The organism is Candidatus Ulvibacter alkanivorans (assembly GCF_003333325.1).
GTDB lineage: Bacteria > Bacteroidota > Bacteroidia > Flavobacteriales > Flavobacteriaceae > Ulvibacter_A > Ulvibacter_A alkanivorans.
Map to the genome: position 1 here is coordinate 1 of NZ_QOLC01000016.1, position 13236 is coordinate 13236.

Below are 13236 nucleotides of genomic sequence, written 5' to 3' on the forward strand. Positions count from 1 at the left end.
GTTCTTACAACATATAAAAGTCGTTTGGTTCTTTTCTTCGGAAAAATTAATTAAACGACTTTTTTTTAACATTTATATAAAAACGATAATACGATGGTAAAAGTAACTGCCGCAGAAGTAAATAAATTAAGACAAAAAACCGGAGCCGGGATGATGGACTGTAAAAAGGCATTGGTCGAGGCTGAAGGAAATATGGATCAAGCAATTGATATCCTACGTAAAAAAGGTCAGAAGATTGCCGAAAAAAGAGCCGATCGCGATTCAAGTGAAGGTGCTGCTATCGCCAAAGTAAGCGATGACAACACTAAAGGAGTGATTATCTCTCTTAACTGTGAAACCGATTTCGTTGCAAAGAATGATGATTTCGTTGCATTGGCACACAAGATCGCAGAAGTAGCACTTGATACTACGTCTAAAGACGAATTGTTGACTGCAAAAGTAGATGGGATGACAGTTGAAGAAAAATTGTTAGAACAAACTGGAGTAATTGGTGAGAAGATCGAGATTGGTGGATACGAATTATTAGAAGCACCTTTCGTAGGATCCTATATCCACGGAAACAAGATCGCTGCCCTAACCGGACTTTCTGCCAAAGTAGACAATGCAGACGAATTGGCGAAAGACGTTTCTATGCAAGTAGCTTCTATGGGTGCAACCACCTTGTCTTACAAAGATTTTGATCCGGAATTCGTAGCTTCAGAAACCGAAGCGCGTATTGCTGCGATCGAAAAGGATAATATCGAGTTAGGTCGTTTAGGAAAAACGTTGAAAAATGTTCCTAAATACATCTCTAGAGCTCAGTTGACCGATGAAGTATTGGCGCAAGCTGAAGAAGATGCTAAAGCTGAATTGAAAGCGGAAGGGAAACCAGAAAAGATTTGGGATCGAATCCTTCCTGGAAAACTAGAGCGTTTTATTAGTGACAACACTACTCTTGATCACGAACAAGCTTTGTTGGATCAAAACTTCATTAAAGACGACAAAATGAGCGTTGGCGAATACGTTAAAACATTCGGTGATGTAGAAGTTGTTGGATTTAAACGAGTTTCATTAGCATAAGCACAATAGCAATTCATGCTACAACCGCCTTCAGGAAATCTTGGAGGCGGTTTTTTATTTTACCTAATTTCATCAATTATTTTCTTTATTTTTGCCTACGTTAAAAAACCACTATGCAATATAAACGAATACTTCTAAAACTTTCGGGGGAAGCCCTCATGGGAAAACGCCAATACGGAATTGATCCCGAACGTCTTTCAGAATATGCACAAGAAATTAAACAAATAACCGATCAAGGCGTAGAAGTTGCAATCGTAATTGGTGGTGGTAATATATTTCGCGGTGTCGCAGGTGCCAGCCGTGGTATGGATCGAGTTCAAGGCGATCATATGGGAATGCTGGCTACGGTTATCAATGGATTAGCACTACAAAGCGCTTTAGAAGATGAAGATATTCCTACTCGTTTACAGAGCGCGATAAAAATAAATGAAGTGGCCGAGCCGTTTATTAGAAGAAAAGCAATTCGTCATTTAGAAAAAGGACGTGTTGTTATATTTGGTGGCGGTACAGGAAACCCTTATTTTACTACCGATTCGGCTGCGGTATTACGAGCAATAGAAATTGGTGCCGATGTCATTTTAAAAGGTACACGTGTCGATGGAATATATTCGGGTGACCCGGAAAAAGATCATGAAGCGACCAAATTCGATTTTATAAGTTTTGATGACGTATTAAAAAAAGGTCTAAAGGTCATGGATACTACGGCATTTACACTAAGTCAAGAAAATCAGTTGCCAATTATTGTCTTTGATATGAACACTAAAGGCAACCTTGTAAAAGTGGTGGCCGGAGAAAAAATTGGAACCAAGGTAAATTTATAATATAGTTTAGCTATCTTTTAAGTGGCTATTTTTGGAATAGAAATTCATTCCGAAGAAAAAAATGAATACATCATGGAAGAAGAAATTCAATTCATTCTAGACAGCACCCGTGAAGCTATGGGGAAGGCTGTAAAGCATCTTGAAAAACAATTAATCAATATTCGTGCGGGTAAGGCTTCGCCTTCTATGGTAAGCAGTGTTAAGGTCGATTACTACGGAACTCCTACGCCATTGCACCAAGTAGCCAATGTCAACACCCCCGATGGTATGACCATTTCCATTCAACCTTGGGAAAAAGGCTTGATCCCGGATATAGAGCGAGCGATCCAAATGGCAAACCTTGGCTTTAACCCACAAAATAATGGGGAAAGTGTAATTATTAACGTTCCTCCTTTAACAGAAGAACGCCGTAAAGAGTTGGCGAAACAAGCGCGAGCAGAAGCAGAAGAAGCCAAAATTGGTGTTCGTAATGATAGAAAAAGTGCGAATAACGACATTAAAGACCTAGACGTATCGGATGATATGAAAAAGAACTTGGAAATCGATGTACAGCAAATGACCGATAATCACATTGAGAAGATCGATGAGATTCTCGATAAGAAAGAAAAGGAGATCATGACCGTATAAGGTCTTTCGTTAAACAAAACTAAATAAAGCGGCTAAACAGCCGCTTTATTTTTACTTTTACGTTTCACTCGCAACATGCTATCAATGCAACTACGTTTTATCCTACTCTTCCTTTTTATTGGATATACAGTTCTTGCGCAAGAACCGGCCATACAAACCAAACAAGACACAACGGCCACTCGCACCCAGAAAAAACAAAACCCGTTTAAAACCGGCTTCTACCCTATTAGTTTCTTCGATATTGATCTTAAATATCTCATAAAGTACAACAATTACGAAGGGTTGCGATTGGGTATTGGCGGAATAACGAACGAACGTTTAAGTGAAACTTTGAGATTTGGGGGCTATTTTGCAAGAGGATTTAAAGACCGCGATATAAAGTTCAGTCTTGGTGCAAGTGTACGGGTGCATAAAGAGCAAAACAGTTGGTTCAATCTTTATTATATAGACGATATTCGGGAAGTAGGGTCTTTTAAGTTCTTGACCGATGACCGCGTGTATTCTGTATTCGAACCGCGTTTGGTGAATGTTACACAATTCTATAAACACCGTACATGGCAAACTAATTTTCAGAGTGAATTTTCCTCAAAGATCTTGACCGAGGTACGTCTTTCCCGAAGCAGAATAGAACAAATTTTAAGTTATCGCTTCGCAAACGACGGCATATTGTACGACAATTACGAAGTAGCCGAGGCAACAGCATCGGTTCGAATTAGTCCGAAGACCAATTTTTTCACTACCGAAGACGGCCGAATCGAGTATTTTGATGGTTTTCCGAAGATAAGCGCACAGGTCACACAAGGCCTTTCGGGAATCACAGGAAGTGATTTTAATTATACCAAGTTTGGATTAAAATTAGATTATTACATTAAACGTACCGACCTTTCTTCCACCAACATATTGTTGGAAGGGAACTTGGCTACAGGAGATGTCCCTTTAACGCATTTATTCCATGCTTATCCCAATAGCCCGACAAAGGACGAGATCTTACAACGATTTTCGGTAGCCGGTCGCAGTAGTTTTGAAACCATGTACTTTGGAGAGTTTTTTTCGGATAAAATAGCTACTTTCAAGGTAAAACACAGTTTACGTAGGTTTTATTTTTCTGAAAGATTCAAACCCGAATTGGTCCTAATTACGAAGCATGCGATTGGTGAACTCGACGCGCGAGATAAGCACTTGGGCATAACATTCAACACCTTAGAGCAGGTTTATTCAGAGTCGGGAATCGAGATTAATAAGCTGCTTTTTGGTTTCGGGCTTAGTTTTGCGTATCGCTACGGGTTTTATCATTTACCCGATTTTGAAGACAATGTATCCTTTAAATTTACCTTCTACTTAAAAGTATAAAATCTACTTAAAAGGATCGTAGCCTAGGCAGGAATTCATACCTTTGCCACGGCAAAAAAACGTCGATTTGAACAAACTTTTTAGCATAGGGTTTTGGAGCGCCGTAGCGCGTTTCATCTTACGTAATCGCACTCTTATTCTTATAGTAATCGCAGTGATCACAGTGCTTTTGGCATTGCAATGGAAAAACATGCGATTTACATATACCGAAGCTAATTTACTTCCCGATGATCATGAAATAAACATCGCATACGATCAATTTTTGTCAAAATTTGGAGAGGAAGGCAATTTAATAGTGTTGGGCGTAAAAGACTCAACGCTCTTTACCCCTGCCGTGTTTAAAGCATGGGATGATCTTGCTTCGGACATAGGAGCTAAACCACCTGTCGCTTTGACCCTTTCAGTTGGGGATCTTCAGAAACTCGAAAAACGAACTGACACTGCCGGTTTCGACATGGTGCCCTTTATAAAGGATTCGGTGTATACCCAACAAAAGCTTCAGAAGTACAAATTAGAACTTTTTAATGATCTACCATTCTACAGTGGACTTGTTTATAGCCCAAGTAAAGAGTCGGTTCGAACGGCGGTCTATCTCAAAAAAGATATAGTAAATACTGCCGAACGCAAGGATTTTATTGTAGCTGAATTAATCCCCTTGATTGAAGCCTTTGAAGAAGAAACCGGAGTGGAGGTCTACACCTCCGGGATGCCTTACATACGCACTTTAAATTCCCAAAACATCATCGATGAGATAGGAATGTTTATTGGGGCCGCATTGGGGATTACCTCACTTATCTTTTTCTTTTTCTTTAGATCGGTTCGCGCCACGATCATCTCGATGGTGACCGTTATTATTGGTGTAATGTGGGCCTTTGGTATTTTAGGGTTGTTACATTACGAAATTACAGTCCTAACGGCGCTTATTCCACCACTAATTATTGTAATAGGTATACCAAATTGTATTTTCTTAATTAATAAATACCAGCAGGAAATTAAGAACCATGGAAATCAGGCCAAATCGTTACAACGTGTAATTACCAAGATCGGGAATGCCACTTTAATGACCAATGTGACCACTGCATCGGGTTTCGCCACTTTTATCCTTACGAATAGTCAGTTATTAAAAGAGTTCGGTATTGTAGCGTCGATCAATATCATCACAATTTTCTTATTGTGTTTGTTTATTATCCCTATCGTCTATAGTTATATGGCGATCCCAAAATACAAGCACTTAAAACATCTAAATAAGAATTGGATTAGCAAGTTTGTTAATTGGATGGAGCGTATGGTAAAAGAGCATCGTATTGCCATTTATATAGCTTCAGTTTTCGTTTTATGTGCGAGTATTATTGGTATTTACAACATTCGAATTTCAGGTAGTATCATTGAAGACATGCCAAAAAAAGCAGAATTCTTTCAGGACATTCGCTTTTTCGAACAAGAATATGAAGGCATTATGCCTCTCGAGATCTTAATCGATACAAAACGGAAAAAAGGGGTAATGAAATTAGCCACTTTAAAGCGGATGGAAGAATTACAAGAGTATTTGGTCGAGATCCCAGAATTCTCCAAACCCTTATCTGTGGTAGAACTGGTCAAATATTCTAAACAAGCCTATTACAACAACAATCCCGATTATTATCAATTACCGAATAGTCAAGAGCGCACATTTATCCTTTCTTATGCAAAGAACAGTGCAAGTGACACCAACCTACTTTCTAGTTATGTAGATAGCACAGGGCAATTTGCCCGCATGACGACCTACATGAAGGATACAGAAACTGATCGATTTGATAGGATAGAAGAAGACCTGAATACTAAGATCAAGAAGATTTTTCCTCCAGAGCGTTATGATGTCACAGTAACCGGGAAAGCTTTAGTGTTTCAAAAAGGCACCAAATACTTGGTCAATAACTTAGTGATCTCACTGTCGCTCGCTATCCTACTTATTGCAATATTTATGGCGTGGATGTTCCGAAGTGCGCGAATGATCTTAATTTCACTTATTCCTAACTTATTACCATTAATAATTACAGCAGGATTAATGGGGTTCTTGGGAGTGCCTATAAAACCCTCCACTATTCTCGTATTTAGTATTGCCTTTGGTATTTCAGTAGATGATACGATCCACTTCTTAGCCAAATATCGACAAGAGCTTATTGCCAATAATTGGAAGATTAAGAAATCGGTGTACGCCGCATTAAAGGAAACCGGTGTTAGCATGTTCTACACTTCTATTGTACTGTTCTTCGGGTTTTCGATCTTTACAATTTCAAGTTTTGGGGGTACTGTAGCATTAGGAGCGCTTGTTTCGGCTACCTTACTTTTTGCCATGTTGGCCAATTTATTATTACTTCCTTCCTTATTGCTTTCTTTAGAGAAAAGTATTGCGAATAAAAAGACATTTCACAAACCGGCCCTTAAGATCATCCCCGATAAAGAGGACGATGAAACAGACGATAGCTAGTACTTTAGTTGTTCATTTTCTAACTAACAAGTATCTTTACGCTCTCAAAAAATAAGACAATGCAGCATATAGAAATCAAGAAGGTGCTTGCCCAAGAACCTTCATTACACGAGATTACTGTTAAAGGATGGGTTAGGTCGTTTAGAAGCAATCGATTTATTGCATTAAACGATGGATCGACCCTGCACAATCTACAGTGTGTGGTTGACTTTGAGAATTTTGAAGAAGACGTTTTAAAAAAGGTCACAGTGGGTGCTGCAATCTCGGTTACAGGGACTTTAGTAGAAAGCCAAGGAAAAGGACAAGCCGTAGAAATACAGGTTTCTAAGTTGGAAATACTGGGAGAAGCAGATCCGGAAGAGGTTAAATTGACCATTTTATCGCCTAAGCGTCATACCATGGAAAAGCTTCGTGAGCAAGCACACCTTCGTGTTCGAACCAACACCTTTGGAGCAGTGATGCGTACTCGCTCAAAACTCGCTTTCGCTGTTCATGACTACTTTCAGAAGAACGGATTCTATTATATGCATGCTCCAATTATAACCGGGAGCGATGCGGAAGGCGCCGGAGAAATGTTCCGAGTATCTGCCTTAGATCCAAAAAATCCACCGTTAGATGAAGAAGGAAAGGTTGATTTTAAGAAAGATTTCTTCGAAAAGGAAACCAATCTAACCGTGAGCGGTCAGTTAGAAGCTGAAACTTACGCTATGGGCTTAGGAAAGGTCTACACCTTTGGTCCCACATTTAGAGCAGAGAATTCGAACACCTCAAGACACTTGGCTGAATTTTGGATGATCGAACCTGAAGTGGCATTTAATGATCTAGATGGAAATATGGACCTCGCAGAGGACTTTATCAAGCATGTTATTGGTTATGTGTTAGAGCATTGTAGTGACGATTTGGAATTTCTTGAATCTCGCCTGCTGGAAGAAGAAAAACACAAGCCACAAGCAGAACGTAGCACAATGCGTTTACGTGAAAAGCTAGAATTCGTCTTAGAAAATAATTTTAAACGGGTAAGCTATACCGAAGCGATCGATATTCTAAAACAGTCGAAACCTAACAAGAAAAAGAAGTTCAAATATCTTATCGAAGAATGGGGAGCCGACCTACAGAGCGAACACGAACGATTCCTCGTCGAAAAACATTTTAAATGTCCGGTCATCCTTTTCGATTACCCGGCAACGATCAAAGCATTTTACATGCGTTTAAACGAAGACGGAAAGACCGTACGTGCCATGGATGTGTTGTTCCCTGGAATAGGCGAGATTGTTGGAGGATCACAACGTGAAGAGCGATACGATGTTTTAAAACAAAAGATGATCGATATGGGCATCGAGGAAGAAGAACTTTGGTGGTATTTAGAGCTTCGGAAGTTTGGAACTGCGGTCCATAGTGGCTTCGGATTAGGTTTTGAGCGTCTCGTACAATTTGTTACCGGAATGGGTAATATTCGCGATGTAATCCCTTATCCGCGTACCCCAGGAAATGCTGAATTTTAAATCCACACGATAAAAATTAGCAGCAAAAGGGATTGATTGCATCAAAAATCACACCTTTTTTTCATAAGCTTTTATTAAAACCGGCTACATGACTTTTTATGTAGCTGGTTTTTTTTAACTTTATAAGGAAGATTGCAATGTATGCTTAAACAACAGTTAAATTTCAAATTATCTCAAAAGCTATCGCCTCAGCAAATCCAATTGATGAAGTTGATTCAATTGCCTACGCAGGCATTTGAGCAACGCATCTCGCAGGAGATGAACGAAAATCCGGCGCTAGAAGGTGGTAAAGAGGAGAAAGATGAGTTCGACGATGAGTTTCGTGATGAGGACTCGTTCGATGAACACGATGAAGGAAATGAGGTTATAGAAGCCGAAATTAACGTTGACGACTATTTAAGCGACGACGAAGTACCCAGTTATAAACTCTCTGCCAATAACTACAGTGCGGACGACGATGACAAACAAACTCCATACGCTTCAGGCACCTCCTTTAATCAATATTTGCTTCAGCAATTAAACACCTATCGATTTGATGAGGAAGAAGAAGAAATTGCTCGCTTCTTAGTGGGTAGCGTGGATGAAAGCGGCTATATACGAAGAGACATACAAGACATAGTAGACGATCTCGCATTCACCCAAAACGTATATACTTCCGAAGAAAAAATAGAAAAGGTATTAGATATTGTTCAAGATCTCGATCCGGCTGGTGTGGGTGCTCGAAATTTAGAAGAATGTTTACTACTTCAGTTGTATCGTAAAGAACAAACCCCTTCTGTAGCCTTGGCTACCAAATTAATAGAAGATGCCTTCGATCATTTTTCGAAAAAACATTATAAAAAACTCATTCAAAAATTTGACATTACGGAAGACGAACTACGCAATGCCATTCATGAGATTGAAGGCTTAAACCCGAAACCGGGAGGCTCCTATGCAGGCAATACACGTATGGTCGAGCACGTGGTGCCCGATTTTTCTATTAAGATCGTCGATGGTGAATTAGACCTTACACTAAATGGCCGAAATGCACCCGAGCTTCACGTTTCCCGAGAATACACCAACATGCTGAAAGGCTATAAGGCCTCTAAAGAAAAATCGAAGTCGCAAAAGGACGCTGTCATGTTCATTAAGCAAAAATTAGATGCCGCAAAATGGTTTATCGACGCCATAAAACAGCGACAGCAAACTCTGTTCGTTACCATGAACGCTATTATGCATCATCAAAAAGAATACTTCTTGACCGGTGATGAACGAAAGTTGAAACCTATGATCCTAAAGGACATTGCCGATAAGATAGATATGGACGTATCGACTGTTTCGCGAGTTGCTAACAGTAAGTATGTAGATACTCCTTATGGCACCAAACTCATCAAAGAATTCTTTAGTGAATCTATGACGAATGATCAGGGTGAGGAAGTTTCTACGCGTGAGATCAAAAAGATATTGGAAATGACCGTTGCTGAAGAGGACAAAAGGAAACCACTTACAGATGATAAGTTGGCAAAAATCCTTAAGGAAAAAGGATATCCTATCGCCCGTCGCACCATTGCAAAATATAGGGAACAGTTGGACCTTCCGGTTGCACGCTTACGAAAAGAAATCTAATGGATCGTTTTCTCAGGCTTGGGGCCTATGTACTTCACCCGCTCTTGATGCCCCTTTTTGGCGTGTTATTGTATTATTATATCACGCCTAGATTTATAGAACCGGAGCTTATTAGAGCAAAAATTGCTGCGATAACCATCTTAACGGTGCTGATCCCACTTATTCTTTTTTTTCTTCTGAAAAGCCTTAATGTAGTTTCATCCATACATTTACCAAACGCGGCGGAAAGGAAAGTTCCGCTCATGATACAAGCGGTCCTATTGGTACTTATTATCAAGGTCGTTTATAATCCGTACGATAGCGCCGAACTCTATTTTTTCTTTGTTGGAATCTTGTTCTCTGCGATCACTGCTTTCTTGTTAACGCTGCTCGATTTTAAGGTGAGCTTACACCAAATGGGAATTGCAGGGGCGACCATGTTTCTATTAGGCCTAAGTGTCCATTTTAAAGTCAATATGTTGTTTTGGATTGCGATTTTTCTCTTCGGAAACGGCTGGGTAGCTTCTTCAAGACTTCATACAAAATCACACGATCAACGTGAATTGATCTTTGGTTTCTTTGTTGGGCTGCTGCCACAAGTGATCGTGTTGAATCTTTGGTTATAGAATGTAAAAAATAAGTCCCACTTTTATTCCACGAAGTTCTACGGCATCCCCTTCCGAAGTCTCGGCATCCTTAAAAAAAGGATTTATATGATACTGTGCGTAGAAATTGAAGGTATTGTAACCAAAACTTAAGGTAGCTGCTAAGCGCAGTGGTTCGAATTCCGGTATATCGGTTTGTCCCACTGTATTCCCGGGTTGCTTAAAAGTAGCCTTGTAAAAATAGGTGTAACCCACTCGAAATCCTGCATGTATACGCCAGAACTTATAAGAACTGGGCGTAGAGGTACGCCATCGAAATTCGATAGGTGCTTCTACTACAAAGGTGCTAAATCTATTTCGATCAAAATCGACATTTTCAGCATCTAATACCCTAAAAATTGTATTCTCATTCTCATCCTCACCTATAAACAGGTTTTGACCATAGGAATCGAACGCCAATCCGGCCCCTATTGCAATCGCTACGTTACGACGTTTATTGATGGGCATATCTCTTAAATACCCAAGATGAACCCCTCCGGAGAGTCCTCGTAGATTGACAGCATCGGGACGACTCCCTAATAAGTTATAGGTAACGCCTATATAAAACTGATCCTCTCTGTATAGGGAGTCTACAGGGCTTTCGCGCTCCTCGCTCACATCCTGTGCCATAACATATGTGCTAGGCAGAAACAAGGATAGTAATATTACGAAATGGATTTGCAGTCGCATTGGTTAAAGATACTTGTATTTCTTTTTATATGAAAAACAAAAAACGCCTTGAAACTCATAATCTCGAGTCAAGGCGTTTTTTACTTAATCTTTGTCGATACTACTGTTGTGTAGGATCTCCGGGAGACGTAATGTAAATAATCTTAAGCATATTCAATTCACGTAACTCCTGTTTAATATCGGTAACAAGTCCTGTATTGGTGTCTTCGTCTACTTTTAAAGCTACCATTACTTTATCTTGTAATTCGGGGCGTAATCCTTCCCGAGCTTCCGTTAATGCAAATTTTACATTCGAAATATCGGTGTATTTATCCCCTATTTGAATTTTACCTTCAGTACCGTAGGTATCTTGGTATCTTGGACTAGGTTTCCCTGCATAGATATATACAGAGCGGTCCTTTTTCAACTTTTCTACCTGATCGGCCTTAGGCAACTCATTTTTTACCAATAGATTACTGTCGCGCAATACGGTTACAACCATAAAAAAGAACAGTAACATAAATACAATATCCGGGAGGGATGCTGTATTTACGGGAGGTAATTCGCCACCTGATTTCTTTTTAAATTTTGACATATTCTAATTTTTTTTATTCGCCCGATTTTTTCGGTTCCGCTTCAGATAATTTCATTGGATATAACTCTTGAATTCTAGTAAGTCGTTCTTCAATAGCTTCAGCTTGGGCTTCACTTTTAACATTACCTTCATCTAGGTTCTTTTTCATCTCGGTATATTTCCAACCGTATAATCGTTGTGACTCTCTATTCCGAAGGAAATTATAAGCTGCTACAAGTTCATTTTGAACACTGATATACATCTTATAGGAGGTCAACCGGTCATTTTGAACTGAAATAACTGCTTTTTCGGGATTATCTGAACTTTCGGGAGAACGACTTCCTTGGCAGTATGGACATTCGGCAGCAACACCACCATTATCCAAAAAGTCAATAGCTGCTTGCCTAAGGTCTTCTAATTCCATTAGTTCGTCTTCCACGAGTAATTGATCACTCTTGTTGACACTTACAACAAAGAGGTTCTTTTGCTTGATTATAGGGGGATCCACCACATCTTCATCTGGAGGCAGTTGTCTTGCGATCCCTTTATCTTTCTCGATGGTAGTTGTTACCAAGAAAAAGATCAATAAAAGGAAGGCAATATCTGCCATAGATCCCGCATTTACTTCGGGTGATGATCTTCGTGCCATTATCTGTTTATTAATTTAGTTACTCCGGTCCAAACCATAGCGGCTATTGCCAAAAGGGCCATGATATAAAATGCATACAGACCGGTTCCTACCCATTTTGAAGCTGATTCGCTAAGGGTTTCACCTTCTCTAAGAAAGTTCGCATTCACTTCTCCATCGGCTAACACATAGGCAACAACAATTATACCAACGAAACCAGCTAATACCAATAACGTTTTCTTTATGTTCCCGGAGAATATTCCTTTTAGTACGAACAACAATACCATGAGTATAATGAATACTAAAATGGCATATGTTAAGTACATATATCCGTCCACACCCTCTCCTGTTGCTTCGATTGTTTCATTCCCGGTCACCAAAAGGTTAACAAAGAACGCTACACCCGCAACACCAAGGATAATGGCTATTATTTTAAAAACTTTATGTAATCCCATTATGAGGTCTCTTTTAAATTATTTTTTGTTTTTGTAGTCTACTAACATATCGATCAACGTGATAGAAGCATCTTCCATGCTGTTTACGATACTATCGATCTTCGCGATAATGTAGTTGTAGAAAATCTGAAGGATGATCGCTACAATAAGACCAAATACGGTTGTTAGAAGTGCTACTTTAATACCACCCGCTACCAGTGAAGGGTTCATGTCACCTGCTGCTTCGATCTTATCGAAGGCAAGGATCATACCGATTACCGTACCCATGAAACCAAGCATCGGTGCCAAGGCGATAAATAAGGATACCCATGAAACGTTCTTTTCTAATTGTCCCATTTGAACACCTCCGTAGGCTACCACAGATTTTTCGGCTGCTTCTATACTCTCGTCAGCACGATCTAACCCTTGATAATAAATTGAGGCAACAGGACCTTTTGTATTTCTACAAACTTCTTTGGCCGCTTCAATACCCCCACTGTTAAGTGCTTCTTCTACATTTTCCGCTAATTTCTGCGTGTTTGTAGTTGACAGGTTAAGGTATATAATTCTTTCGATAGCAATCGCTAGACCAAGAATTAAACACAAAAGAACAATACCCATAAATAAAGGTGTTCCTTGAATAAAGTATTTTTTTAAGGTTTGATGAAAACCTAAAGACTCTTCCTCTGGAAGGTCTGCTGCTTCATCTTGAATAAGGGTAACTGCGGTTGCAGTAACCATAGAATGCATACTCGCAGGTGTGCTTGTTTGTACTGCTGCGTTTGCGTTTAACGTTCCCGCAAATACCATTGCGGCAATTGCCATAATAGAAAATAATTTTTTCATTGCTATCGACTTAAAGTTTGTTTTTAGTTAA

The 13236-nt window shown here is 39.6% G+C and carries 13 protein-coding genes; 8 read left to right on the forward strand and 5 right to left on the reverse strand.

Annotation, left to right across the window (positions count from 1 at the left end):
* Positions 1-93 precede the first annotated feature (93 nt).
* The 8 genes from tsf (at position 94) to DWA30_RS00750 (ending at position 10036) form a co-directional block, all read left to right on the forward strand.
* The gene (gene tsf / locus DWA30_RS00715; protein ID WP_114490627.1) at positions 94-1059 is read left to right on the forward strand and encodes a translation elongation factor Ts; all 966 of its coding nucleotides are present in this window, start codon (positions 94-96) and stop codon (positions 1057-1059) included.
* 113 nt (positions 1060-1172) lie between these two features.
* The gene (gene pyrH, locus DWA30_RS00720; RefSeq protein WP_114490628.1) at positions 1173-1880 is read left to right on the forward strand and encodes a UMP kinase; all 708 of its coding nucleotides are present in this window, start codon (positions 1173-1175) and stop codon (positions 1878-1880) included.
* A 72-nt stretch (positions 1881-1952) separates the two neighbouring features.
* Positions 1953-2507, forward strand: a complete 555-nt coding sequence (frr, locus tag DWA30_RS00725; RefSeq protein ID WP_114490639.1) for a ribosome recycling factor — start codon at positions 1953-1955, stop codon at positions 2505-2507.
* Between the two features lie 84 nt (positions 2508-2591).
* Positions 2592-3857 (forward strand): DUF5686 family C-terminal domain-containing protein, encoded by a 1266-nt coding sequence (locus DWA30_RS00730; RefSeq protein WP_114490629.1) that lies wholly within the window; start codon positions 2592-2594, stop codon positions 3855-3857.
* A gap of 67 nt (positions 3858-3924) precedes the next feature.
* Positions 3925-6324 carry an efflux RND transporter permease subunit gene (locus tag DWA30_RS00735; protein ID WP_114490630.1) on the forward strand — a complete coding sequence of 800 codons (2400 nt, stop codon included), beginning with the start codon at positions 3925-3927 and terminating at the stop codon, positions 6322-6324.
* Positions 6325-6383: 59 nt separating this feature from the next.
* A complete protein-coding gene (gene asnS, locus DWA30_RS00740; protein WP_114490631.1) occupies positions 6384-7826 on the forward strand; it encodes an asparagine--tRNA ligase in 1443 nt (480 codons plus the stop codon).
* Positions 7827-7967: 141 nt separating this feature from the next.
* On the forward strand, positions 7968-9431 hold the full coding sequence (gene rpoN / locus DWA30_RS00745) for an RNA polymerase factor sigma-54 (protein WP_114490632.1): 1464 nt from the start codon (positions 7968-7970) through the stop codon (positions 9429-9431).
* Positions 9431-10036 (forward strand): hypothetical protein, encoded by a 606-nt coding sequence (locus DWA30_RS00750; protein WP_114490633.1) that lies wholly within the window; start codon positions 9431-9433, stop codon positions 10034-10036. Before rpoN ends, DWA30_RS00750 begins: the two co-directional genes overlap by 1 nt.
* Here DWA30_RS00750 and DWA30_RS00755 read toward each other — a convergent pair.
* The 5 genes from DWA30_RS00755 to DWA30_RS00775 form a co-directional block, all read right to left on the reverse strand.
* The gene (locus DWA30_RS00755) at positions 10031-10684 is read right to left on the reverse strand and encodes an outer membrane beta-barrel protein (protein WP_245933832.1); all 654 of its coding nucleotides are present in this window, start codon (positions 10682-10684) and stop codon (positions 10031-10033) included. The genes DWA30_RS00750 and DWA30_RS00755 overlap by 6 nt on opposite strands.
* Positions 10685-10844: 160 nt before the next feature.
* A complete protein-coding gene (locus tag DWA30_RS00760) occupies positions 10845-11318 on the reverse strand; it encodes an ExbD/TolR family protein (RefSeq protein WP_114490635.1) in 474 nt (157 codons plus the stop codon).
* A 13-nt stretch (positions 11319-11331) separates the two neighbouring features.
* Positions 11332-11946 carry an ExbD/TolR family protein gene (locus DWA30_RS00765; protein WP_114490636.1) on the reverse strand — a complete coding sequence of 205 codons (615 nt, stop codon included), beginning with the start codon at positions 11944-11946 and terminating at the stop codon, positions 11332-11334.
* The gene (locus DWA30_RS00770) at positions 11946-12380 is read right to left on the reverse strand and encodes a hypothetical protein (RefSeq protein WP_114490637.1); all 435 of its coding nucleotides are present in this window, start codon (positions 12378-12380) and stop codon (positions 11946-11948) included. The genes DWA30_RS00765 and DWA30_RS00770 overlap by 1 nt, the downstream gene beginning before the upstream one ends.
* Before the next feature lie 18 nt (positions 12381-12398).
* Positions 12399-13205 (reverse strand): MotA/TolQ/ExbB proton channel family protein, encoded by an 807-nt coding sequence (locus DWA30_RS00775; protein ID WP_114490638.1) that lies wholly within the window; start codon positions 13203-13205, stop codon positions 12399-12401.
* Positions 13206-13236 lie beyond the last annotated feature (31 nt).